The organism is Pseudomonas sp. AP42 (genome assembly GCF_001728935.1).
In the GTDB taxonomy this organism is placed as follows: Bacteria; Pseudomonadota; Gammaproteobacteria; order Pseudomonadales; family Pseudomonadaceae; genus Aquipseudomonas; species Aquipseudomonas lactis.
In genome coordinates, this window is sequence record NZ_LYSO01000010.1 from 85,672 (window position 1) to 108,515 (window position 22,844).

A 22,844-nucleotide genomic window follows, 5' to 3' on the forward strand; every position below is an offset into this window, starting at 1 on the left:
GATTCAATAACAACTCATCTCCCTGTGTTTAGCCCTTGCTGTCCTCCAAGGCGTTTTTGGTCCGGCATGCGTGACCTGTGTCACGCCAGGAGATGGCATATTGCCATTTGTTCGGTCGGCCTCTACCCCCTACAAGACTTTTCACTGTTCGTTTTGTTGGTGGGGGGGAGCGCTGTATCATCACGTTCTTTGTGGCGCTCGTGAATGCTGTGTCGGTATAGGAAGGACTTGCTCTGACATGGTGTCAGATGTGGCTTGGGATGAGTCGTATTTTGTCGGTAATAATCGAGTAAACCTCTGCCCGAATGGGGGGGATCTGAACGTTAAGGATGTGTTTTAGATATGACAATGTTGAAGCGTAAGGGGATCATTCTTGCCGGAGGTGCGGGTACCCGTCTGTACCCACTGACGCTGGGAGTGTCTAAGCAAATGCTCCCCATTTATGACAAACCGATGATTTTTTATCCGCTGTCGGTGTTGATGCTGGCAGGCATCCGTGAAATTTTGATTATCTCGACGCCCGATGACCTGCCAGGATTCAGGAAATTGCTGGGTGATGGCAGCCAGTATGGTGTGCAACTAAGTTATGCAGAGCAACCCAATCCCGATGGCTTGGCACAGGCGTTCATCATCGGCGAGAAGTTTATCGGCACAGATCCCGTATGCCTGATCCTTGGCGACAATATTTTCTACGGCCAGCATTTTTCCGACAACCTACGATCTGCCATGTCGCAGACATCCGGCGCCACGGTCTTTGGCTATCACGTATCAGATCCAGAACGCTTTGGCGTGGTTGAGTTTGACCAAGCCGGGCGTGTACTCAGCATCGAAGAGAAGCCCGCCAAACCCAAGTCGAACTATGCGGTCACGGGGTTGTATTTTTACGATAACCAAGTGGTGGAGGTCGCTAAAAGTATTCGCCCCTCATCACGTGGTGAACTTGAAATTACCGATGTGAACCGTGTTTATCTTGAGCAAAAAAGTCTGACTGTTGAAATGTTGGGCCGAGGCTTTGCTTGGCTGGACACTGGGACACATGAGTCACTGCTGGAAGCGAGTCAGTTTGTGCACACTATTGAGCACCGGCAGGGCTTGAAGGTGGCTTGCCTTGAAGAAATCGCTTTCAATGCCGGCTGGATCTCGCCAGAACAATTGGCGACCCAAGTGCAGCACTTGAGCAAGACGGGATACGGCCAATACCTGCGGAACCTTCTGACTGAGCATAAGAGCTGATGAAGTTTATAGAAACCAAGCTGGCCGGTGTGGTTATCATTGAGCCCAAAGTATTCGCGGATGACCGTGGATGGTTTATGGAAAGTTTCAATGAGCCGTTGTTTCATGAACAACTCGCCGAGTTTGGTCACCCCATCCCGCGACCATTTGTGCAAGACAATCACTCCTGCTCAAAAAAGCACGTCTTAAGAGGGCTTCATTTTCAGCGTGATCCTCATGCCCAGGGCAAATTGGTACGAGTTACCGCAGGTAGCGCCTATGACGTGGCGGTGGATATCAGAAAGGGCTCGGAAACATTTGGTCAGTGGCTGGGGGTTGAACTCTCCGCAAAAAATGGCCGGATGCTTTGGATTCCAGAGGGGTTTGCACACGGCTTTTTGGCGTTGGAGGACAATACTGAGTTTCTCTACAAGACCACAGATACCTATTCCAAGGCTTGTGAGCAATCGATCAACTGGAATGACCCCGCCATTGGCATCCAATGGCCAGTGACTGAAGGGTTGATCATCAGTCAGAAGGATGAAGAGGCACCGTTGCTCTCGCAAGTAGTGTGCTCTGTTTCGGCACTGACGGGCAATGTGACGTCGAGTGAGTTGCAAGTAATTGGAGATGACCGTGGCAGCCTGATTGCCCTGGAGCAAGGGCGTGATATCCCGTTCGACGTCAGGCGAGCCTATTATATTTTCAATACCAAGGCGGGCATCAGCAGAGGCTCGCATGCGCATTTCAGGTTGGAGCAGTACATTATCTGCTTGTCAGGCAAATGCAGAATTCTGATCGATGACGGCGTGAAGCAGGAATCGATATGGCTGGATGCCCCGAATAAGGCCATTCACATCAAGAAACTGATTTGGCGCGAGATGCACGACTTCAGTGAAGATTGCGTTTTGCTGGTATTTGCAAGCAATCATTACGATGAAGGCGACTATTTGCGAAATTACGATGATTTCATGCGTGCGGTGAAACGATACGCTTGATTGAGCAAGACGCTTGATGCGATCCGGGGTTGGAAAGCCAGCCTTAAATAACGCGGGCCCATCAAGCGGCTACAGATTGCGGGGCGCAGCAACCGCTGCGCCTTCATGCACCCATAACGAAGCACCGACGTCAGGTATTTTTGATGATTCCATTTCTCGATTTAAAAGCATTGAACGCGGCTCATCGTGAAGAGCTCATTGAAGCGGCGACACGTGTCATTGATTCGGGTTGGTATATTCAAGGCGAATGCCTCAAGCGCTTCGAGGAAGAGTTCACGGCGTACACCGGTGCCCGTCACACGGTGGGGGTTGCGAACGGTCTGGATGCATTGATTTTGACCATCCGTGCGTGGAAAGAGCTGGGGAAGCTCAAAGATCACGATGAAGTGATAGTGCCAGCCAATACCTACATTGCCACATTACTGGCCATCACCGAGAACGAGCTGACGCCGGTTTTGGTTGAGCCTGACGCAGACACCTATAACTTGTGCCCCAAGAATATAGAGCGAGCGTTGACTGACAAAACTCGATTGATCATGCCTGTCCACCTCTATGGACAGTTGGCTGACATGCCCGCAATAGATGCAATTGCCAAGCGTGAGAACCTGCTGGTACTAGAAGATTCTGCTCAAGCTCACGGAGCGCAAGTGGCAGGCAAGAGTGCGGGCAATTGGGGTGATGCGTCAGGATTCAGTTTTTACCCGGGCAAGAACCTAGGGGCGTTGGGAGATGCAGGGGCCATTACCTCCAGTGATGCCGAACTGGTCAATATGATTCAGGCACTTCGAAACTATGGTTCTCATGAGAAATACAAGAATCTGGTGCAGGGCGTAAACAGCCGGCTGGACGAGATTCAGGCTGCTATGTTGAGCGTGAAGCTCAAATATTTGCAGGGTCAGATCGAGGCGCGTCGACGCGTTGCCGCTATCTACATGGCGGGAATAAAGAATCCGTTGATCAAACTGCCATTGGATTCCAGTGTTGATGTGATGAATCATATCTCGCACGTGTGGCATCTTTTTGTAGTGCGATCCGAGGTGCGAGAGGCGCTGCAGAGTCATTTGACTGAGTCAGGTGTTCAAACATTAATTCATTACCCAATACCACCTCATCAGCAACAGGCTTATGCGAAGTCGGACTTTTTCAATAAATCATTTCCTATCACAGAACGTATCCACCGGGAAGTATTAAGCTTGCCGATCAGTCCGGTGATGACCGACGCTGACGCTCAGCGTGTCGTTGAGGCCTGCAATAGCTTTTCTGTAGACGCCTGATATGACGCTGCTTCGAACTAGCTTCCTCAACGGTATTGCCGTCATTATCAAGATGCTCACGTTGCTGGGCATTAACAAAATGCTCGCCATTTATGTGGGACCTTCCGGGTATGCTGCGTTAGGCCAGTTTCAAAATGCTGTGCAAATGGTAACGACGTTTTCGACGGGCGCTATCAGCAATGGGGTGACTAAATACACTGCTGAATATAAAGACGATGAAGACGCACAGCGTCGGGTGTGGCGTACTGCGGGAACGATTGCGTTAATCGGCTCGGTTGTAACTTCCATACTGATTGTCTGTTTCAGCAAGCCGCTGGCGGTGTGGTGTTTTAATGATGAGTCTTTGTACAGCGTCTTTATTTGGTGCGCTGCTACAGTTGTATTTTTCTCGTTCAATACCTTGCTGCTCGCCATTCTCAATGGCAAAAAGGAAATCAGCCGATATATCCTGGCCAATATCGGCGGGAGTCTCCTTTCCTTACTGGTCACTATCATCATGGTCGTACAATACGGTCTCTATGGTGCATTGATCTCCCTAGTGCTCTATCAATCCATCGCCTTTTTTGTGACGTGTTTACTGTGCTATAGAACACCGTGGTTTCGGTTTTCGAATCTGCTCGGTCGGTTGGACAAGCAAATTGCCATAAATTTGACCAAGTTTACCGCCATGGCACTCACTACGGCGGCATGTGTGCCAGTCAGCCATATTTTGGTGCGGAACTATCTCGGATCGGAGTTTGGTTGGGAGACCGCTGGATATTGGGAGGCCATGTGGCGTCTCAGTACCGCCTATCTGCTGTTGGTGACAACAACGTTGGGCTTGTATTTTCTGCCTAAGTTGTCAGAACTGATCAATCCGGAGGATATCAGGAAGGAGATCGTGCAAGGCTATAAGCTGATTTTGCCCGTTGCGATGATCTGTGGATTGGTGATTTACCTCTTGAGAGACTTCATTATCGGCTTACTGTTTACCAGTGCATTCAGCCCCATGAGAGACTTCTTCGCATGGCAGATGCTGGGCGACACGCTGAAGATCGCTAGTTGGATACTTGCCTACCTGATGCTGGGCAAGGCGATGGTTAAGATGTACATCGTTACAGAAGTGATTTTTGCGTTCGGGTTTTATCTGCTGACAATCGTGTTGACAAAGGTAGGTGGGCCGATTGGCGTAACGTGGGCTCATGCGGTTAACTACGGTTTTTACTTGGTAGTCATGTACTTTCTTATTTATAGAAAGCTAAATCAAAATAATGCTGTATGAGGTCTTTTTGCCCATGAGTCGCTTGCTATCCTCACTTCGCGATTTAATTTTAACGCAAAAAGATATCAATAAGAGTATCGAGTTGGCCGAGGCCTATGGCGCCATACTTTGGGCGGTTGATAAAGGCATCTACGATGATCCAGAACTGGAGATTTTACTAGCCGGCAGGTGCATGAGCTTCGTTCATGAAGATGACGTTGACGCACCTTCGAAAGATTGTATTCATGTGATATCCGAGCCTTATTTGATCGGAGGGCATACCCGGCTGATGGAGCAGCTTGCTACGATGCACTCGGAAAAGCCTGACCTGTTGATAACCCGCCAAAGTGATGAAGCTGCGATTGAGCGTACTCGTGTCTTTTTTAATGAGTGCACTGTCTTACAGTTTCATACGCCGTTGCAAAAAATCACTGAAATTATCGAGTGCCTGAAGGCCTATAAGCGGGTGGTTTTGCATATCCATCCGGACGACATGACTACGGTCATTGCCTGCAATATTCTAAAAGGCATGACGAATGCAAAAGTCTTTTTTGTAAATCATGCGGATCATGTATTCACTTACGGCAGTTCGGTTGCTGACGTCTATTTCGAAATCAGCACGTTTGGCCAGCAGCGGGATAAAAAGAAAAGTATTTCAGGATCGAAGTCCTTTTTGGGCATCCCGTTGAACACTCGCTTAGTCAAAAAAGCACATCGTCTGCCTGCGAAAGGTGATGCATTGAACTTTTTTAGCGCGGCGTCCCCCTTCAAATTCAAACCAGTCAAACACTATGATTCAAGGCCGACGATTCACCGGGTTTTGTCAGAGTTTAAAAGCGCCACTTTCTGGATAGTTGGAGCTAATCCCTATACCAATATTTGGTGGTGGCCGTTAAAGCTTAAGTATTGGCGGCGCTTTAGAATTTTATCGTCAGTGCCGTATGAAAGTTATCTGAAACTTCTGGAAGGCGCTGACTTTTACGTGGATAGCTATCCTACACCCGGCGGTACCGCATTTGCGGAGCAGCTCGTGAGCGGTCGTCGCTGCGTGGGTCTTCGCGCGCCGATACAAGGTTATTCGCCTGCGGACAATCTTAAAAGTAAGAACGTAGACGATTTAATGACGAGTATTCTCCAGTGTGACAATGACCCTGCGGTAATTGAGTCAGTTTACGCCGTGAATGGCTATGACGCCGTTAAGGCCCGCTACCTAGCGTGTCTCTATGACGATGTGTTATGCGCTAACGAGATGGAGCACTATGTTGCATGGTCGGGGGATGTTGCTGCCTATGAACAGGCAGGGAAAATTACCTCAGCTATTCCCCCAGTGGTAATTGCAAAGTTGATAAGTTTCGATAAGGGATTTTTGTTGGCTGTGTTGCGTGAGTTGAGTGCAGTGCAGAAAATTAAGATGGTATTTAAGTTGCTAATTTTGAAGATTAAAAGTTTAGCCGGGAAAGCCGTAGGGTCGGTTAAGGTATGAGGGCGTTAGCGCTGCGTTTTTTTATAATATTGCTCTTGTTTTCGGATTACCTTATCTTGACCTTCCATGCGCCTGCTGTTTTTGCGGCCTGGCGCGAGGGCGCGGTACTGTTCTATATTCTGCTGACAGTGCTGATCGTGTTTTTTCAGGCCGGTACTCAGCATTCGATACCGCGCAAGTATAAAGAACAGTTGCTGATATTTGCTTTTTTTCTCATATTTTATGTGCTGTGCGGTGAGCTTACCGATGGATCATTTCGCATGTTTCGCTCCTTTGCCATGCCTATTATTTTTGCGCTGATGGTGAATGCGATATGTCGGGATTTAGAGCTTGAAGTAAAACTGAGGTTGATGTTTTCCACGCTGGTGGCCATGACTTTTGTTTGTGGTGGTTATGCCGTTTATCAATTTCTCACTATCACTGATGCTGAGCAGTTCTGGTATTGGCCACTGCTAACGGAAAAAGGATTTGAATTGGAGGCGTACAACTCCATGAGGGAGGGGAGTGCCAGGATGTCCGGGTTCTTTACCGGTACCCTTGAATTCAATGCCTTTGTTTTGAATACTGCACTATTTGCCAGCTGTCTGCTCGTGCAGGCAATCAGGAAACGAAAGTACACCTTAAGTTTAATCGGGTATGTGCTGGTCGCTGTTTTTTCGATGCTGGTGATTTGTTACGGCTCAGTCAGAACTGCCGTTATCGGAATGGTATCTGCGATATTCTTTTTGATCGTATTACAGTTGTTCAAGCGGAAACGGCTTATTAGCGCGTTGGGCTACAGCTATTTCGTGATGTTTACAAGTTCCATATTTCTGTACCTGGCCTTGGGGTACACCGACGATTTATCCGCCTTGGACCGCGTAAGGCAGTGGTACGTGGTTCTCGAATCATTGGGCTCCATGCCGTTGGGCCTGGGCTTCGGTGCCATAGGACCTGGTCAGGCACACTGGTATGATTCGTTGTGGTTGAATCTCCTGGCTTCCGCCGGCTATCTTGGTCTGACCATTATGATCGGCCTGATCCTATTTTACGCTAAGGTCGTCGCGGTGACGCAGCAGTTACGTGCAGGAGGAAGCGCGTTTATGTCTGGCGTCGCTGACTATCTAGTGATCAGCTACCCATTTTTCCTTAGCAGTTTCTTCTTCCAGTCCTACACCAATAGTGTCGTATTGTATCTATTTGTGCTGGTTATAGTGGTGGTAATGTATGACTCAAAATATCGTAAAATCTAAGCTTTCGATATTGATTGTTCTTTATAAGCGGCATTATAAGGATTCGTCTGCTATAACAACATTGCTGCAGAGCGCCAGCTATTTTTGTGAAAAAGGCATTGAAGTTGATTTTTTTGTGTGGAATAACACGCCACAGTGTTCGCCCCGTTTGGTTAGGGATGGGTTGACTTGGCTGGAAGGTAATAATGAAGGGTTGTCTCATATCTATAATCGTGTTGCCGCTCAGGCGTTTGCGGCCGGTGCGACACATTTCATGATTTCAGATGATGATACTGATTATTCCGCGGAGAATTATGTTGGCGAGATTGCCAGTGCAATTGAATTTGAAGCGAAGTCGTCACCGGATGCATTTGGTATAATGCTGCCTAAGATTTACTCGGAGGGCAAACTCGTGAGTCCGGGTGCGCGGTTCTGGTTTTTTGGCCGATTGTTACTGGCAGTTGAAAGTGGGATGAACACATCACTTAATAAACTTGGCATCAACAGTGGTTTGATTTTCACCAAAGCTTGTTACGAAAGAATGACGCCGCTCTTTGATGAGCGGCTAAAGTTCTATGCAACTGACACAGAGTTTTTTGTGAGGTACGAGACCTACTATTCACATTTTTATGTGCTAGATACTGTCTTGCAGCATGACCTTTCTGAGCATACGTCGGATAGTCCTGGGCGCGCTATTTTTCGATTTCAGGAAATGATTCGAGGTTTCCGAGTTATGTTCGAACGAAAAAGTTTCCTGTTTCACTGTGTGGTGGAAGCTTACTTGGTTGTTTCCTCAGTGAAGAAAAGTGTTTCGTACAGAGATATCGGATTTATTCGCTCATACATGTCATCTTTTAAAGAGAAAAAATAATGTTGATAGAGTTGGTTGAATTTCTTTCTTTAAAGGTAAGGAAACGGGGCATCAAAATTGATAGGCGCATTCCTGACGGCTACCTCTTTGATTTCGTCTTATCTAAAGCGTACATGGCGATCAACGGATTCCTGAAATTTAGGCGGCTATCAGTCACTCTGGTGGGAAAGCGTGTCACGGTGAAGGCAAGGTCGATGATCTTCGGTGGCAAAGGGCTTGTCATAGATGATGGGTGCTATATCGATGCTTTGGCGGTCCAAGGGATCACGTTCGGTAGCGGGGTTTCTTTAAAGAAAAATGTTACTATTGAGTGCACCGGTAGTCTGACCAATTTGGGCAAGGGGCTTTCTATTGGAAACAATGTTGGCATCGGCAGCGGTAGCTTTTTGGGCTGTGCGGGTGGTATTTCCATAGGCAATGACACAATCATTGGTAACTACGTGTCCTTCCATTCGGAAAATCATAATTTTGCTGAACCTTCGACGCCTATTCGTCTTCAGGGTGTGAGTCATGTAGGGATTCAAATAGGTAACAATTGCTGGCTCGGTGCTAAAGTGACCGTGTTGGATGGTGTTATCCTTGAGGAAGGTTGTATTGTTGCGGCCGGAGCAGTATTAAAAGCGGGACGATACGGCGCTAATTCAATTTACGCTGGTGTGCCTGCAAAGCGAATAAAAGAGCGTAGTTAAAAGGATCTGTAGTGAAAAAAATTATATTCTTTCATTTGCTTAACGATTACAGCGGCAGCCCAAAAGTCCTTTCTCAAGTTATTGATACGGTATCAGGTAAGGGGGTTGATGCTGAGTTGTATTTAGGAGGCAAACGTAATGATGGTTTTCTTTCGTCCGTTCCTTGCGTTCAAAGGCGCTATTTCTACAAGCGGTTTGAAAGTAAATATCTCACATTGCTAAGCTATACATTTTCGCAGGTTGTTTTGTTTTTTAAACTTCTGAAATACAGAAATTCTTCAGCGGTATTTTATATTAACACTTTGCTGCCTTTTGGTGCTGCGTTGGCCGGCAGGGTTTTAGGCGTTCAGGTTGTTTATCATATTCACGAAGCATCTATTCGTCCAAAACCGTTAAGGTATTTTTTGCGTTGGGTGGTTAAAATAACTGCAAGTCATAATATATATGTTTCAAATTTTCTAGCGCAAACAGAAGCTGTTCCAGCTATTAAAGGTAGTGTTGTTTACAACTCCATTCCGCGCAGCTTGAGTTGCATCGCAGCGGCTTATGTTTACCAGTCTTTGCCAGGCGGGAAATTTAGTGTGCTGATGATTTGCTCTCTGAAAGGCTATAAAGGCGTCAATGAATTTGTACGGATTGCTCATCTGCTCAACGGTCGCCAAAAAATTGATTTTACGCTGATTTTGGGTGCTACTAAAACGGAGATTTCCGACTTTTTTTCTAACACTAAGCTGCCTGAAAACTTGACGATAGTTTCTAATTGTACTGACGTTGCATCGTATTATAAAAAGGCTAGTGTTCTGCTCAGTCTGTCAAAGCCAGATGAGTGTGTGGAGACGTTTGGACTAACCATCCTTGAAGCCCTTTCATTTGGGATTCCATGTATAGTGCCGCCAGTAGGAGGGCCCATTGAACTGGTGTCCGAAGACTCTGAGGGGTACTTAATGGCTTCTGATCGAGTCGAAGATATTGCTGCCAAACTGGTATTTCTCCAAGAAAACCCGGATGTTTGTTACCGCCTATCTGAAGCGGCGAGGGTGAAGTCACTTAGTTTCTCAAGTGAACAATTTGAAAGTGGTGTGCTCGGGGTGTTTGATGAGATTTAAATTTGCAGTCATTGGCACGGTTGGCCTTCCCGCACAATACGGTGGGTGGGAAACGCTGTCAGAGCAACTAGTGACCTACCTGGATCGTGAGTACGAGATTTCGGTGTATTGCAGCTCGAAATCCTACGTGTCTCAACCGAAGAAGTACGGCAATGCTGATTTGATTTATGTACCGTTGAAGGCCAATGGTGTGCAAAGCATTCCCTATGACATAGTCAGCATGTTGCATGCTTATCGAAAAAATGATGTGTTGGTAATTCTCGGGGTTTCCGGTTGTATTGCACTTCCATTCATCAAAATGCTGACGAAGAAAAAGATCGTCGTCAATATTGATGGCTATGAATGGAAGCGGGCAAAGTGGTCGCCCCTGGCCAAGAAGTTCTTGAAGTTTTCGGAGGCTGTGGCAGTCAAGTATTCTGACGCCGTGGTCACTGATAATCAGGTTCTTCAGGACTATGTGCGTAGCGAATACGGTCGAGAAAGTACCCTTATTGCCTATGGTGGTGATCAGGCCAAAACTCGTGCATTGACTGACGAAGATCGGGCACGCTATCCGTTTCTAAAAAATCCCTATGCGTTTTCTGTCTGCAGGATTGAACCTGAAAATAATATCCATATTGTTGTCGAAGCCTTCCACACGAGCGGACTTCCCCTGGTCATCGTCGGCAATTGGAAGCAGAGTGAATATGGCAAGGCGCTCCAAGATAAATACTCAGGCGCAGAGGACCTCCACCTGCTGGACCCCATCTACAACGGTGATGAACTGAGCCCGTTGCGCAGCAATGCCACTATTTATATTCACGGTCACAGTGCAGGTGGAACCAACCCGTCCCTGGTGGAGGCAATGTGGTTGAGCCTGCCGATCATCGCATTCGATGTGTCGTTCAACCGTGCATCTACCGAGGACGGTGCCAAGTTCTTCGCTTCCAGTGAGTCGCTTATAGATCATGCTTCCATGCTATTCGCTGACGAAGCGGCGCGGGCAGAGCTGAGTAAAAAAATGCATGAGATTGCAGTTCGTCGTTATCGTTGGGAAGGGGTATCTTCTCAATACGATAAATTATTCAAACAACTGCTGTCATCCGATAGGGCTTGATCATGTCCGATGGTTTGAGTGGCACCACAATTTCTCAAATGCCGAAGACTCTTCTAACCGGCGGCACAGGTTTTGTAGGACGCCCCCTGCTTGAGGCCTTGGTCAATGCCAACTACCCGGTTGTCAACGTGACGCGAAAACACGCGGCCACTGTGCTCCCAGGTGTTCAGCATTGCATTATTTCATCGCTGTCAGAGGACAACGACTGGAGTGTCGCATTGCAGGGAGTGGAAGTTGTAATCCACTCCGCGGGTCGTGCTCACATCATGAACGAAACGCATAGCAATCCGTTGCAGGCCTTTCGACAGGTGAACGTTGATGCCACGCTCAATCTCGCCCGGCAGGCCGCGCAAGCTGGCATTAAGCGATTCATCTATATCAGCTCTGTCAAGGTCAACGGTGAGGAGACCGACGGCCGCCGTGCTTTCAAGCCTTCGGATGCCCCCGCACCGCTTGACGATTATGGCTTGTCCAAGCTCGAGGCCGAGCAGGCATTGATGGCGCTGGCGGGGAAAACCTCAATGGACGTGGTAATCATCAGGCCTGTGTTGGTGTACGGCCCGGGTGTAAAGGCAAACTTTGAAAAGATGTTAGCTACCGTTAGCAAAGGCCTTCCTTTGCCACTGCGTACAATTAATAATCGTCGGAGTCTGGTGTTTATCGATAATTTGATCGATTTGATTTGCGTGTGCATTCATCACCCCAAGGCAGCTAATCGCGTCTTTCTGGTCAGTGATGGTGAAGACTTATCGATAGGCCAGATCCTGGAAAAGCTTGCTGTGGCGATGAACAAAAAATCCCACATATTTGCGTTCCCGCAATCTCTCTTGGGGCTGGCCGCATCGATGGTGGGCAAGAAAGAATTTTTTCAACGCCTGTGCGGGTCGCTTCAAGTAGATATTACGGATACGCAAGAAATTTTGGACTGGGTGCCGCCTGTCAGCGTTGATGAAGCCTTTGCTATTACGGCTCGTTATTATCAAGATGCGCATAATGGAATCTCCCATGGCTAATCTAGAAGAGAGCCTCAACGACAGGCATAATAACTTCAATTTTATCCGCATGGTTGCGGCCTCTTTTGTTCTGGTTTCTCACGCCTATCCGCTTTCGCGTGGGCCCGGCGAGGTCGAGCCGCTGGTAGCTCAACTTGGTATCTCGCTTGGAGGGCTAGGCGTATTTACCTTTTTTTGTATTTCTGGATTTTTTATATCGCTGAGTTATCAGCGATCAAAAAGTGCGGTTGATTTTGTCGTTGCGAGATTTTTACGGCTGTATCCAGCGCTGCTGGTGGTGCTGGTTTTAAGCGCCTGTGTCATAGGCCCGATTTTTTCAACTCTGAACGCCCATGATTATTTCTCCTCATCGGAAGTCTATAGTTATGTGACGGCCAACTTGAAATTGAAGAGTATTCAGTTCCAGTTGCCTGGCTTGTTCCAGGACAATCCATACCCGGGGATCAATGGGTCGTTGTGGACGCTGTATTATGAAGTCTTGCTGTACGCCTTGGTTTTGGTACTGGGGATCTTGGGTCTTTTGAAAAGGCTACGCCGTATTTCAGTGTTTTTTGTGGTGTACTTCTTATTTTATTTTACATTTAAATTTTTGCTGCAGGCGGAATTTATCAGTCCAGGTTTCCAGACGCGTACATGGGTGCAGTGGAGTTTCGCATTCGTGATAGGTATGCTGCTTTATGCATACAGGTTCAATATTCGCCTAGATTATCGTATAGTCGGCACCTGTTGGTTAGTGACGCTTTTCTTATACGCGTCGCCTGTTTTTGTTGAGGCTTTTGTAGCGGCCTGGAGTTACTCAGTATTCTGGGTCGCCTTCAATACGCAATGGTTTGCTCGTCAGTTTAATCGGTGGGGAGACTATTCTTATGGCCTTTATATCTACGCCTTTCCAACGCAAGAGATTTTAGCGCACGTCTGGAAGGGTATATCGCCAGTGACGATGATCCTGGTGGCTTTGCCACTAGCGCTTATTCCCGCAGTACTTTCCTGGCACTTTATTGAGCATCCTTGTATTTTGCGTAAAAAGGCAATCGCCGAGCGATTGTCTCAATCACTCGCCAACGTGGCGAGAATGGTTACTCAGTACTCAACTCGATAGCTCTGAATTTAAAGGTTGGTGTTCAACATGAAGCGTTTTTTTGATCTTTTGCTGAGCTTTTTTGCATTGCTCATACTCCTCATCCCGATTGTACTTGTTACCGTCGCGGTAAAGTTGACGTCAAAAGGACCTGCTCTGTATTGGTCCGATCGGGTGGGGATGAATAATGCCGTCTTCAAGATGCCAAAGTTTCGCTCAATGCGCACGGGAACCCCAGCGGTCGCCACGCATTTGCTGCAGGACCCGGCTCAGTACCTTACGCCGATTGGAAATTTCCTAAGAAAGTCCAGTCTGGATGAGTTGCCTCAGTTGTGGAGCATCATTGCGGGTGACATGAGTTTTGTCGGGCCTAGGCCGGCGCTTTTCAACCAGGCAGATCTTATTGCCTTGCGTACCGAACAAGGCGTACATCTCATCCGGCCGGGTCTCACAGGCTGGGCGCAGGTGAACGGACGGGACGAGTTGCCGATACCGGTTAAGGTTGGCTATGATGCCTATTACGCCAAAAATATGGGTTTGCTTTTCGATCTGAAAATCCTGTTTTTGACAGCTTTGAAGGTGCTCAAGCGCGATGGCGTTTCCCATTGAAGCTGTAGGACGTATATGGCTGGCTTGTTCAGGCAGGCACCGTACAGTGTGTTTTTTGTTCTGCGTTTATTGCGCGGTCGACAAGAATTTTGATCTAACGCAAGGACCGTAGGTGAATCATGATTAACCGGTTGCGCACTTGGCTATTGAAACTGCCTCGTCACAAGAAACGACTGATACAGGTAGTTGCGGACGTTGTCCTGGTTTTTCTGGCGCTGTGGATGGCGTTTGTTGTTCGCCTCGGCATTGATGAGATGATCAACCCGGTCAAAATGCATCTTTGGCTGTTCTTGGCTGCACCGGTGGTGGCTATTCCGCTTTTTATTCGCTTTGGTATGTATCGTGCTGTCATGCGTTATTTTGGCAATGATGCACTGGTAGCGATTATCAAGGCTGTCAGTCTTTCATCACTGATTCTAGGTGTCGTGGTCTATTGGTATAGCAACCATCAAAATGTCGTGCCCCGCTCGATCATCTTCAACTATTGGTGGTTAAGCTTGATCATGGTCGGCGGTTTACGCTTGACCATGCGCCAATACTTTTTGGGCGATTGGTTTGCGGCGGCACAACATGTGCCTTTTACCAACCGTGAAGACGGTCTTCCGCGTGTCGCGATCTATGGTGCAGGTGCGGCGGGCAATCAACTGGTCGCAGCATTGCGCATGGGGCGCGTTATGCGGCCAGTGGCGTTCATCGATGACGATACCACTATCTCCGATCGTGTCATTTCCGGGCTTCAAGTCTATAAGCCCAAGCATATCCAGCGCATGATTGATGTCACGGGAGCGCAGGAAGTTCTCTTGGCCATTCCATCGTCAAGCCGCGGGCGGCGCCGTGAGATTCTTGGTTTTCTGGAGGGCTTCCCCCTCCACGTTCGCAGCGTTCCCGGTTTCATGGACCTTGCCAGCGGCCGAGTCAAAGTTGACGATATTCAAGAAGTCGATATCGCTGACTTACTCGGCCGTGATTCGGTGCCTGCTCAAGATGAACTGCTTGAGCACTGCATCAAAGGGCTGAATGTGCTTGTAACTGGGGCGGGCGGGTCAATTGGTTCTGAGCTGTGCCGGCAAATTCTCGAACTCAAGCCTATGACCCTGCTGTTGTTCGAGCACAGTGAGTTCAATCTCTACAGCATTCTTTCTGAGCTGGAACAGCGTATTACCCGCAATTCATTGCCGGTCAAATTGCTCCCTATATTGGGGTCCGTGCGTGATCAGGCAAAGTTGCTTGACGTGATGAAGACCTGGCGTGTCGACACGGTTTACCACGCGGCGGCGTATAAGCATGTACCCATTGTCGAGCACAACATTGCAGAAGGTGTGTTGAATAATGTTATTGGCACACTGAACACCGCCCAAGCGGCACTTCAGGCTGGCGCATCGAATTTTGTCCTGATCTCGACGGATAAGGCTGTTCGACCAACCAATGTCATGGGTAGCACCAAGCGTCTGGCTGAACTCACCCTTCAAGCTTTGAGTCGTGAGCTTGCCCCCGTGCTGTTCGGTGACAATTCCAATGTCTCCCGGGTGAATAAAACCCGCTTCACGATGGTGAGATTCGGCAATGTCCTGGGCTCTTCCGGCTCTGTAATCCCGTTGTTCCACAAGCAGATCAAATCTGGCGGTCCGTTAACGGTTACCCACCCGAAAATAACCCGCTACTTCATGACCATTCCCGAAGCGGCGCAACTGGTCATACAAGCTGGCTCCATGGGCCTTGGAGGGGATGTGTTCGTCCTCGACATGGGCGAACCCGTGAAGATTGTCGAGCTGGCCGAAAAGATGATTCATCTGTCCGGGTTGAGTGTACGTTCCGACAAGAACCCTCACGGGGACATCGCTATCGAGTTCTCGGGCTTGCGTCCTGGTGAAAAACTGTACGAAGAGTTGTTGATCGGTGACAACGTGGTGGCAACGCAGCACCCAATGATCATGAGCGCCAACGAGGATCATTTGCCTTGGGAGGCGCTAAAGGTCAAGTTGACGGAGTTGCTCACAGCAGTTGAGCAGGATGACTATGGCCGGGTCCGCCAGCTGTTACGTGACACTGTCAGTGGCTATACTCCGGATGGTGAGATTGTTGATTGGATTTACCAGCAGCGGCGATTGGACCCCTAGTGTTTTAGCGTGCAATGCTTAAGCCAGGCGTGTGTCTACACTAGTGTTCCAGTAACATACGCCTCTCAGGCGGGTATCTTGAATTACCCGGTTGTCGGAATTACATGTACATCGCTGGCTCCAATTTTTATTGGTCATTAAAAGAATTTATTTTTGCGCAGTTCAAGTGCTGTGCTTCACAGATGGGAGTCTCAAATGTCTAAAATACTTATCGCAGGGGCCGGTGGCGCACCTTCTGAAGGCGTTATTAACTCCCTTATGATGGGCCGCAAAGGCGAGACTGTCATCGGTATGGGATCCGAACCTTCTGATCTTGCATTATCCAAAGCGAGCAAAAAGTTTTATATTCCATACGCCAACTCTCCAGAGTACAAGCAGAAGTTGCTGCAATTGCTTGAGGCCGAAAAGCCTGACCTAGTGCATTTCCAGAATGATTTAGAGATCTTTCATGCCTCTTTGATACGCGATGATATATTGGCAACGGGCACCAAGCTTTTCATGCCAGACCACGACGTCATTGATACCTGTGTGCATAAGCACAAGTCGTATGAAGCATTCAAACAGGCAGGCGTGCCTGTACCTCGTAATATTATGATCAATGACGAACAGGATCTTAAAGAGGCATTTAAAGCACTGGGTAACGCGGATGGGAAAATTTGGTTGCGTGCATCTTCTATCGGTGGTGGCGGTAAGGGGGCCATACCTACCAATGACTTTACACTGGCGAAGGCCTGGATTGATCATTACAAAGGGTGGGGCGACTTCGTCGCCGCTGAGTTGCTTACACCAGATACTATTACATGGCTTTCTATATGGCATGAGGGTAACTTGATTGTTGCACAGTCTCGTGAGCGTCGCAGCTGGACACACGGCAACCGAAGTATCTCCGGTGTTACTGGCGTCACCAAAGTCGGAGTGACGTGTACCAATGACCAAGCCACTGACATTGCTATTAACTGTGTCAAATCGGTTTCGAAAAAACCACATGGGATATTCGGTGTTGACATGGCTTACGGGTTTGATGGTGTTCCAAACCCTACAGAAATCAATATTTCACGATTTTTTACAACGGTTCAGTTCTTTACAGAAGCTGGTTTGAATATGCCCGAGATCTTTAAGGACATCGCTCTGTATAATGAGTTTCCGCAGCTCGAAACGAAGATCAACCCTTTACCCAATGACTTGATGTGGCTCCGAGGTATGGATACTCGCCCGGTATTGACGACTGAGCAGGGCATTCGTGATGAGATCATATTCTTATGAAAGTTCTGATTACTGGATCGTCAGGCTTTATCGGGGGACGTCTGCTGGATGCTGCCATAGCGAAATGGGGCAGTACGCACGTAATCGCATTCAGTTCGCAGGCCACCAGTAAATGTCAGAGCGTCGTCTATGACGCGCGGTTGCCTGACTTTGGTCTTGGTCAACAGGACTTCGCCAAGATTCAAGATGTCGAGGTTGTCATTCATGCTGGTGCTTACACCCCCAAGAATGGGGGTGAGGCAAATGTCATCGCAGCCTGCAATGAAAATATCTCATTCACTGAAAAACTGCTGAACCTGCCTTTTAATGCACTGCGAAAAATAGTATTTACGAGTACGCTTGATGTTTACGCTGCAGACACGGTTATCTCTGAGGCCACAGCGACTGTACCTGCTACTTTATATGGCTGGTCGAAGCTGTACTGTGAGCAGATGATCTCTGGATTTGCACGAGATCAACATATTGATCGGCAAATTTTGCGTGTTGGTCATGTGTACGGCCCGGGTGAAGAGAAATATGAAAAATTTCTCCCCAAAACCATCAAGCGTATCTTGGATGCTCAACCTGTCGAGCTGTATGGTGACGGTGCCGAGTTAAGAAGCTTCATTTATATTGATGATGTTGTGCAGTCAATTCTTGCCGCTGTTGAGTTAAATGAGAATGTGGGTGTGGTGAACCTCGTCGGAGGTCACGCGGTGTCAATCAGGGCCGTATTGGATCAGTTGATCCTGCTCAGCGGCGCGCAGGTTGAGATTGTGCAGCGTGAGTTCAACGGTACCAAAAGAGACTTCGTTTTCGATACAACGCGCTTGAAGAAATATTTGTTGCCCAAAGAGATTGATTTTACATTGGGCTTGAGTACCGAAATTGCCTACTTTAAGAGTCTCATGTGAATATAATCTTCGATCTCGATGGAACGCTAATCGATTCCAAGCCGCGTCTGCATCAGCTTTTTCAACACTTGGTTCCTGAGTCCAAACTCAGTTTTTCCGAATACTGGGAACTTAAGTTCGCTGGGCATTCCAACGAAGCGATAGTGTCAGATCAATTCGGTTTCAATGCGGGCGCTGTCACTGAATTTAGGCGTGATTGGATGGCGCTGATCGAAAGTCCTTCTTTTCTAGAAATGGACGCCAATTTTACAGGCATGCATGAAACATTGGAAGAATTAAAAGAGTCAGCGCGGTTGTATGTATGTACGGCTCGTCAGTTTGTCGACCCTGTTTATGTGCAGTTGGAAACGTTGAATTTACTCGAGTATTTTGACGAGGTGATGGTGACCGAGCAGAGAAATACCAAGGAGTTTCTGATTGCTCAAAAGGTGCCCAATTTAACTCCGAATGATTGGGTGGTGGGCGATACAGGAAAAGACGTCCAGGTGGGTATGGCCCTTGGAGTCAATACCTGTGCAGTCCTAACAGGATTTATGACAGCGGACGCTCTGTCGCGTTACTCTCCTAAAATAATTCTCGAGTCCGTTATCGAATTCAAGCTTTAGCGCTCCTGTATATGTTTGGCTTGCGACTCGCACAAAGATGGGCAAGGCTAAGTTACACGTTGTTACCCACTCACTTTTGACTCTCTCCCAGCATCATCTAATTTTGAAAAGCAGCTTCGGAAAAGCTGCTTTTTTCTCTTACCGATGTCATGGAGCGTCACCAATGCAAAACCTCTACCTCTCATCCCTCATCTTCGCCTTCCTCACCAGCCTCTCCGTCGCCACCACCGCTGCGCCGTCCATCAAGCCAGAGCCCCCAACCCCCATCTCCACCCAGATGACCAAGACCGAACAATCTTCCAAGGTCAACCTCAACGCTGCCGACGCCGAAACCCTGCGTCGTGATCTGTTCGGCATTGGTGCTTCCAAGGCGAAGGCAATCATCGCCTATCGCGAGAGCAACGGCCCGTTCACAGCGGTGGATGAGTTACTGGAGGTGAAAGGCATCGGCAAGGCATTGCTGGAAAAGAATCGCGACAGGCTGGTTATTAATTGAGGATCTGAAAAGAGCGCGGAGGGCCGGTCATACACCGGCCTTTCCTTTAACTAACGGACCTTGCGATTTCCTCACTGACGCAGCATTGGCACGAAACGTGGTCACCTCTTCCTCAGTGATTGTTCAACAATCTCGAGGTAACGATGCCACTCACCCTATCTTTAGCCGACCAGATCGCCCTGGAACTGCGCGCCGACATCATCGGTGGCCGCTTGTTACCAGGCATGCCGCTGATCGAGGTGGACCTGGTCAAGGTCTACAGCGCGTCCCGCAATACAATTCGCGAGGCGCTGCATCGTCTAGGCCAGGAGGGCCTTACTCGCTATGTCCGCAACAAGGGCGTCATGGTTCGCCGCCTGGAGCAAGCAGAAGTACGCGACCTCTTCGTAGTCCGCCGCACCCTGGAATTGCAGGCCATAGCCCAAAGCGGCCCGCTGACGGACGCTCAATCGACACGTATGCAAAACGCCATCGACGCCACCACCCTGGCGCGGGAGCGGGAAGATTGGCGAGCCGTGGCCACCCACAGTCTTATGTTTCACCAACAGATCGTCGCGTTGATGGGCAGCCCGTTGTTCGACGAGTTCTTCGCCCAGGTAATAGCCCAGCTGCGTCTGGCGTTCTGCGCCGCGCCGGATGAGCAGCGGTTTCAGTCACCCTGGCTGGAGCGTGACCATGAGATATACACACTGCTAACCCACAACCAAACCCAGGCCGCCAGCGAGGCGATGAGTCTGTACCTGGATGACTCGGAACACCTTTCCCTCGCCCTGTTTGATCACCCATGATGGAGGATTGCCCCATGTACAAAGACTATCCCGCCGCGTACCAGGTCAGCAAAGGTTCGGCGTTGCAGGTGGATACGGCGTTTTATGAGCGTATTCGTGATCAGAAAGGCCAGCGTACGTTGATCGAACAGTTCGAGGTGCCGATTCGAACGGGGAGGGCGTGGAAGGTGCCGGCCGGGCATGTGTTTCGGGTGACCACGCCGGTGGGACCACAGGTGGGGGATTTCAACGTGTGGAACGCCAACGACCCGCGCGAACGCTTGTGGGCCGCGCGCACTCGGCAGCTTCAAGGTGCCCATGTCAGCACCCATGATCGGTTGTGGTCGAACCTGCCTTTTCTAAGGCCCTTGGTCACGATCACCGATGACAGCCTGGCCAGCTACGGCATTGATGAGCACGGTGGGCGTTTGCACGATTTGTTGGGCACGCGGTGCGACCCCTATGTGAACCGTATGTTGACCGGGGAGGACTTTCACCACCATTGCCACTCGAACCTGACCCGTGCGGTATTGCCCCATGGGCTGACGGAATTCGATGTGCATGACGTGTTGAATATTTTCCAGTGCACCGGGCTCAATCACGATGACATGTACTTTATGAAAGCCTGTCCGGCGCAGAAGGGCGATTACTTGGAGTTCTTTGCCGAGATAGATCTGTTGTGTGCGTTGTCGACGTGCCCGGGTGGGGATTTGTCGTTGCCGATGTGGGGGCCGGAGGCGCAGGACCCGTTGACGGTGTGTCGGCCGTTGGGGGTTGAGATATATAGGCTGGAGGATGACTTGCTCAATGGCTGGAGCCAACCGGAACGTGCTGCCTACAAAGGGCAGCACGGCTTGCATATTGCCAGGGCGGATTGGGAGTAACCCAATATTCAGCGATCCTGCGCATCCTTGGCATCTGCCTGGGCATTGCGCTCGGCTACGCGTTTACGTTGTTCGTCGGTGAGTTCCACCTTGTTGGCGCTGTCACGCAGCATCATCAGGCCACCGACGATCGATCCGATCGCTACTACCATAATCAACCATGCATACCACGGCATAAGACGCTCCTTGAGGCAGAGGGTCGTGGGAGAATTTTCCCACGGTAATCACTGCTTTGAGTGACGGGCTTTCTGAGTAGTTCAGTGTAGGCCCGTTCTGCCTCGTAGGCGCTATTGTCCGGTCAACATTGCATCCGCCGGTGCATCGACGCGGTCTTGTGCGGTCATCTGGAAGTAGATGAAACCCACCGCCATGAAGCCCAGGAAGATCAGCCCGATCAGGGCATTGAACCAGGCCATCGCTACCAGGCACACCACGGCCAGTACTAATGCAATGCCTGGCACGATGGGGTAGCCCGGCGCGCGGAAGGTGCGTTCCAGCAGTGGCTCGGTCTTACGCAGTTTGAACAGGCTGAGCATGCTCATGATGTACATGACGATGGCGCCGAACACCGCCATGGTGATCATCGCGGCGGTCAGGGTCATGCCGCCCAGGTTGATCAGGCCGTCGCTGTAGATGGCGGCGATACCCACCACGCCGCCGGCGAGGATGGCCCGGTGCGGCGTCTGGAAGCGTGAGAGTTTGGCCAGGAAGGACGGCAGGTAACCGGCACGGGCCAGGGCGAAGAACTGGCGCGAGTAGCCGAGGATGATGCCGTGGAAGCTCGCCACCAGACCGAACAGGCCAATCCATACCAGCATGTGCAACCAGCCGGAGCTGTCGCCCACCACGGTTTTCATCGCCTGGGGCAGTGGGTCGTTGATGTTCGACAAGGTGCGCCAGTCGCCTACGCCACCGGCGAAGAACATCACGCCCATGGCCAGGATCACCAGGGTGAGGATGCCGCTGATGTAGGCTTTTGGAATCGTGCGCTTGGGGTCCTTGGCTTCTTCGGCGGCCATGGCGGCGCCTTCGATGGCGAGGAAGAACCAGATGGCGAAGGGGATGGCGGCAAACATCCCGGCAATCGCCGGGGCACCGAAGGTGTCGGAACCGGCCCAGCCGTTGAGGGCGAAGTGGCTGAAGCTGAAAGCCGGGGCGACTACGCCCATGAACACCAGCAGTTCGGCGACGGCGAGTACGCACACCACCAGCTCAAAGGTGGCGGCGAGTTTCACCCCGAGGATATTCAGGCCCATGAACACGATATAGGCGCCGACAGCGGCGTGCTTGGGGTCGAGTGCCGGGAATTGCACGTTCAGGTACGCACCAATGGCCAGGGCAATCGCGGGCGGGGCAAAGACGAATTCGATCAAGGTGGCCAGGCCGGCAATCAAGCCGCCTTTTTCACCAAAGGCGCGACGGCTGTAGGCAAAGGGGCCTCCGGCATGGGGAATCGCGGTGGTCAACTCGGTGAAGCTGAAGATAAAGCAGGTGTACATCGCGGCGACCATCAACGAGGTCACCAGAAAGCCCAGGGTACCGGCGACGCCCCAGCCATAGCTCCAGCCGAAATATTCGCCGGAGATCACCAGCCCCACGGCGATGCCCCATAGATGCAAGGTGCCCAAGGTGGGTTTGAGTTGTGTGTTCATTTTGCTGCGCTCCCTGAACCGTTTGGAATGATTCAAGGTGTTGCAGTGGCTATGCCAAGCCTCAGAACTATGTCGTAAAGCAGTGCCTATGTCGCCGGGGGGACGGTTTGGCGTTTGAATGTGGCATGAGTTGCACCACATGAGTGCGGTGGTGACTTGGCGGGCGCATTCGCGGGCAAGCCCGCACACACTTGACCGAGTGTTAACTGAAAAGAACGCAGTCGAATGTGGGAGCCGCTCTTGATCTTGCTCTTGATCTGCTTGTGATCTTGGTCTTAAGCGCCCCG

Annotated in this window: 22 protein-coding genes and 1 pseudogene; 21 read left to right on the plus strand and 2 right to left on the minus strand. The window is 49.9% G+C overall.

Annotation, left to right across the window (positions count from 1 at the left end; all coding sequences use genetic code 11):
- The first annotated feature begins 342 nt into the window (after nucleotides 1-342).
- The 21 genes and pseudogenes from rfbA to A7K61_RS06265 all read left to right on the plus strand — a co-directional run bounded on the left by rfbA (nucleotide 343) and on the right by A7K61_RS06265 (nucleotide 20,905).
- Nucleotides 343-1,233 carry a glucose-1-phosphate thymidylyltransferase RfbA gene (gene rfbA, locus A7K61_RS06170; RefSeq protein ID WP_069557168.1) on the plus strand — a complete coding sequence of 297 codons (891 nt, stop codon included), beginning with the start codon at nucleotides 343-345 and terminating at the stop codon, nucleotides 1,231-1,233.
- A pseudogene (gene rfbC / locus A7K61_RS33550) lies at nucleotides 1,233-1,778 on the plus strand (dTDP-4-dehydrorhamnose 3,5-epimerase); the annotation flags it as partial. The gene rfbA and the pseudogene rfbC, both read left to right, overlap by 1 nt.
- Nucleotides 1,779-1,811: 33 nt before the next feature.
- Nucleotides 1,812-2,210 (plus strand): FdtA/QdtA family cupin domain-containing protein, encoded by a 399-nt coding sequence (locus A7K61_RS33555; protein WP_256557711.1) that lies wholly within the window; start codon nucleotides 1,812-1,814, stop codon nucleotides 2,208-2,210.
- A 143-nt stretch (nucleotides 2,211-2,353) separates the two neighbouring features.
- Nucleotides 2,354-3,484: a DegT/DnrJ/EryC1/StrS aminotransferase family protein gene (locus A7K61_RS06180; RefSeq protein WP_069557170.1), complete on the plus strand. Its 1,131-nt coding sequence runs from the start codon at nucleotides 2,354-2,356 to the stop codon at nucleotides 3,482-3,484.
- A gap of 1 nt (nucleotide 3,485) precedes the next feature.
- Nucleotides 3,486-4,745 (plus strand): O-antigen translocase, encoded by a 1,260-nt coding sequence (locus A7K61_RS06185; protein ID WP_069557171.1) that lies wholly within the window; start codon nucleotides 3,486-3,488, stop codon nucleotides 4,743-4,745.
- Between the two features lie 13 nt (nucleotides 4,746-4,758).
- Nucleotides 4,759-6,207 carry a hypothetical protein gene (locus A7K61_RS06190; protein WP_069557184.1) on the plus strand — a complete coding sequence of 483 codons (1,449 nt, stop codon included), beginning with the start codon at nucleotides 4,759-4,761 and terminating at the stop codon, nucleotides 6,205-6,207.
- A 56-nt stretch (nucleotides 6,208-6,263) separates the two neighbouring features.
- A complete protein-coding gene (locus A7K61_RS06195) occupies nucleotides 6,264-7,439 on the plus strand; it encodes a hypothetical protein (RefSeq protein WP_138762132.1) in 1,176 nt (391 codons plus the stop codon).
- Entirely contained in the window at nucleotides 7,414-8,289 is an 876-nt protein-coding gene (locus A7K61_RS06200) for a hypothetical protein (RefSeq protein ID WP_069557173.1), read from the plus strand. The genes A7K61_RS06195 and A7K61_RS06200 overlap by 26 nt, the downstream gene beginning before the upstream one ends.
- On the plus strand, nucleotides 8,289-8,978 hold the full coding sequence (locus tag A7K61_RS06205; protein WP_069557174.1) for a DapH/DapD/GlmU-related protein: 690 nt from the start codon (nucleotides 8,289-8,291) through the stop codon (nucleotides 8,976-8,978). Before A7K61_RS06200 ends, A7K61_RS06205 begins: the two co-directional genes overlap by 1 nt.
- Nucleotides 8,979-8,989: 11 nt before the next feature.
- Nucleotides 8,990-10,084 carry a glycosyltransferase family 4 protein gene (locus A7K61_RS32245; protein WP_069557175.1) on the plus strand — a complete coding sequence of 365 codons (1,095 nt, stop codon included), beginning with the start codon at nucleotides 8,990-8,992 and terminating at the stop codon, nucleotides 10,082-10,084.
- Complete coding sequence (locus A7K61_RS06215; RefSeq protein ID WP_069557176.1) at nucleotides 10,074-11,180, plus strand: DUF1972 domain-containing protein; 1,107 nt, start codon at nucleotides 10,074-10,076, stop codon at nucleotides 11,178-11,180. Before A7K61_RS32245 ends, A7K61_RS06215 begins: the two co-directional genes overlap by 11 nt.
- A gap of 2 nt (nucleotides 11,181-11,182) precedes the next feature.
- Nucleotides 11,183-12,193, plus strand: coding sequence for an NAD-dependent epimerase/dehydratase family protein (locus A7K61_RS06220; protein WP_256557710.1), 1,011 nt, complete (start codon nucleotides 11,183-11,185; stop codon nucleotides 12,191-12,193).
- On the plus strand, nucleotides 12,186-13,292 hold the full coding sequence (locus tag A7K61_RS06225) for an acyltransferase (protein ID WP_069557177.1): 1,107 nt from the start codon (nucleotides 12,186-12,188) through the stop codon (nucleotides 13,290-13,292). Before A7K61_RS06220 ends, A7K61_RS06225 begins: the two co-directional genes overlap by 8 nt.
- A gap of 27 nt (nucleotides 13,293-13,319) precedes the next feature.
- Entirely contained in the window at nucleotides 13,320-13,880 is a 561-nt protein-coding gene (locus A7K61_RS06230) for a sugar transferase (protein WP_069557178.1), read from the plus strand.
- Nucleotides 13,881-13,999: 119 nt separating this feature from the next.
- On the plus strand, nucleotides 14,000-15,997 hold the full coding sequence (locus A7K61_RS06235) for a nucleoside-diphosphate sugar epimerase/dehydratase (RefSeq protein WP_171905460.1): 1,998 nt from the start codon (nucleotides 14,000-14,002) through the stop codon (nucleotides 15,995-15,997).
- 195 nt (nucleotides 15,998-16,192) lie between these two features.
- Complete coding sequence (locus A7K61_RS06240; RefSeq protein WP_069557179.1) at nucleotides 16,193-17,260, plus strand: carboxylate--amine ligase; 1,068 nt, start codon at nucleotides 16,193-16,195, stop codon at nucleotides 17,258-17,260.
- Nucleotides 17,257-18,153, plus strand: a complete 897-nt coding sequence (locus tag A7K61_RS06245) for an NAD(P)-dependent oxidoreductase (RefSeq protein ID WP_069557180.1) — start codon at nucleotides 17,257-17,259, stop codon at nucleotides 18,151-18,153. The genes A7K61_RS06240 and A7K61_RS06245 overlap by 4 nt, the downstream gene beginning before the upstream one ends.
- On the plus strand, nucleotides 18,150-18,758 hold the full coding sequence (locus A7K61_RS06250; protein WP_069557181.1) for an HAD family hydrolase: 609 nt from the start codon (nucleotides 18,150-18,152) through the stop codon (nucleotides 18,756-18,758). Before A7K61_RS06245 ends, A7K61_RS06250 begins: the two co-directional genes overlap by 4 nt.
- 163 nt (nucleotides 18,759-18,921) lie before the next feature.
- On the plus strand, nucleotides 18,922-19,254 hold the full coding sequence (locus tag A7K61_RS06255) for a ComEA family DNA-binding protein (RefSeq protein WP_044272981.1): 333 nt from the start codon (nucleotides 18,922-18,924) through the stop codon (nucleotides 19,252-19,254).
- Nucleotides 19,255-19,397: 143 nt separating this feature from the next.
- Entirely contained in the window at nucleotides 19,398-20,042 is a 645-nt protein-coding gene (locus tag A7K61_RS06260) for a GntR family transcriptional regulator (RefSeq protein WP_069557182.1), read from the plus strand.
- A 14-nt stretch (nucleotides 20,043-20,056) separates the two neighbouring features.
- On the plus strand, nucleotides 20,057-20,905 hold the full coding sequence (locus A7K61_RS06265; protein WP_069557183.1) for a DUF1989 domain-containing protein: 849 nt from the start codon (nucleotides 20,057-20,059) through the stop codon (nucleotides 20,903-20,905).
- Between the two features lie 8 nt (nucleotides 20,906-20,913).
- On the opposite strand, the gene A7K61_RS06270 is transcribed toward A7K61_RS06265, so the two are convergent.
- Together A7K61_RS06270 and eat are read right to left on the minus strand one after the other, a co-directional pair.
- Nucleotides 20,914-21,081, minus strand: a complete 168-nt coding sequence (locus tag A7K61_RS06270; RefSeq protein WP_003172675.1) for a DUF2897 family protein — start codon at nucleotides 21,079-21,081, stop codon at nucleotides 20,914-20,916.
- A gap of 111 nt (nucleotides 21,082-21,192) precedes the next feature.
- Entirely contained in the window at nucleotides 21,193-22,557 is a 1,365-nt protein-coding gene (gene eat, locus A7K61_RS06275; protein ID WP_034135140.1) for an ethanolamine permease, read from the minus strand.
- Nucleotides 22,558-22,844: the final 287 nt, after the last annotated feature.

Bases quoted from the DNA above. Each gene is read 5' to 3' on its own strand.
- rfbA (WP_069557168.1), top strand. From the start codon at position 343: ATGACAATGTTGAAGCGTAAGGGGATCATTCTTGCCGGAGGTGCGGGT.
- A7K61_RS06180 (WP_069557170.1), top strand. From the start codon at position 2,354: ATGATTCCATTTCTCGATTTAAAAGCATTGAACGCGGCTCATCGTGAA.
- A7K61_RS06185 (WP_069557171.1), top strand. From the start codon at position 3,486: ATGACGCTGCTTCGAACTAGCTTCCTCAACGGTATTGCCGTCATTATC.
- A7K61_RS06190 (WP_069557184.1), top strand. From the start codon at position 4,759: ATGAGTCGCTTGCTATCCTCACTTCGCGATTTAATTTTAACGCAAAAA.
- A7K61_RS06200 (WP_069557173.1), top strand. From the start codon at position 7,414: ATGACTCAAAATATCGTAAAATCTAAGCTTTCGATATTGATTGTTCTT.
- A7K61_RS06205 (WP_069557174.1), top strand. From the start codon at position 8,289: ATGTTGATAGAGTTGGTTGAATTTCTTTCTTTAAAGGTAAGGAAACGG.
- A7K61_RS06215 (WP_069557176.1), top strand. From the start codon at position 10,074: ATGAGATTTAAATTTGCAGTCATTGGCACGGTTGGCCTTCCCGCACAA.
- A7K61_RS06220 (WP_256557710.1), top strand. From the start codon at position 11,183: ATGTCCGATGGTTTGAGTGGCACCACAATTTCTCAAATGCCGAAGACT.
- A7K61_RS06225 (WP_069557177.1), top strand. From the start codon at position 12,186: ATGGCTAATCTAGAAGAGAGCCTCAACGACAGGCATAATAACTTCAAT.
- A7K61_RS06230 (WP_069557178.1), top strand. From the start codon at position 13,320: ATGAAGCGTTTTTTTGATCTTTTGCTGAGCTTTTTTGCATTGCTCATA.
- A7K61_RS06235 (WP_171905460.1), top strand. From the start codon at position 14,000: ATGATTAACCGGTTGCGCACTTGGCTATTGAAACTGCCTCGTCACAAG.
- A7K61_RS06240 (WP_069557179.1), top strand. From the start codon at position 16,193: ATGTCTAAAATACTTATCGCAGGGGCCGGTGGCGCACCTTCTGAAGGC.
- A7K61_RS06245 (WP_069557180.1), top strand. From the start codon at position 17,257: ATGAAAGTTCTGATTACTGGATCGTCAGGCTTTATCGGGGGACGTCTG.
- A7K61_RS06255 (WP_044272981.1), top strand. From the start codon at position 18,922: ATGCAAAACCTCTACCTCTCATCCCTCATCTTCGCCTTCCTCACCAGC.
- A7K61_RS06260 (WP_069557182.1), top strand. From the start codon at position 19,398: ATGCCACTCACCCTATCTTTAGCCGACCAGATCGCCCTGGAACTGCGC.
- A7K61_RS06265 (WP_069557183.1), top strand. From the start codon at position 20,057: ATGTACAAAGACTATCCCGCCGCGTACCAGGTCAGCAAAGGTTCGGCG.
- A7K61_RS06270 (WP_003172675.1), bottom strand. From the start codon at position 21,081: ATGCCGTGGTATGCATGGTTGATTATGGTAGTAGCGATCGGATCGATC.
- eat (WP_034135140.1), bottom strand. From the start codon at position 22,557: ATGAACACACAACTCAAACCCACCTTGGGCACCTTGCATCTATGGGGC.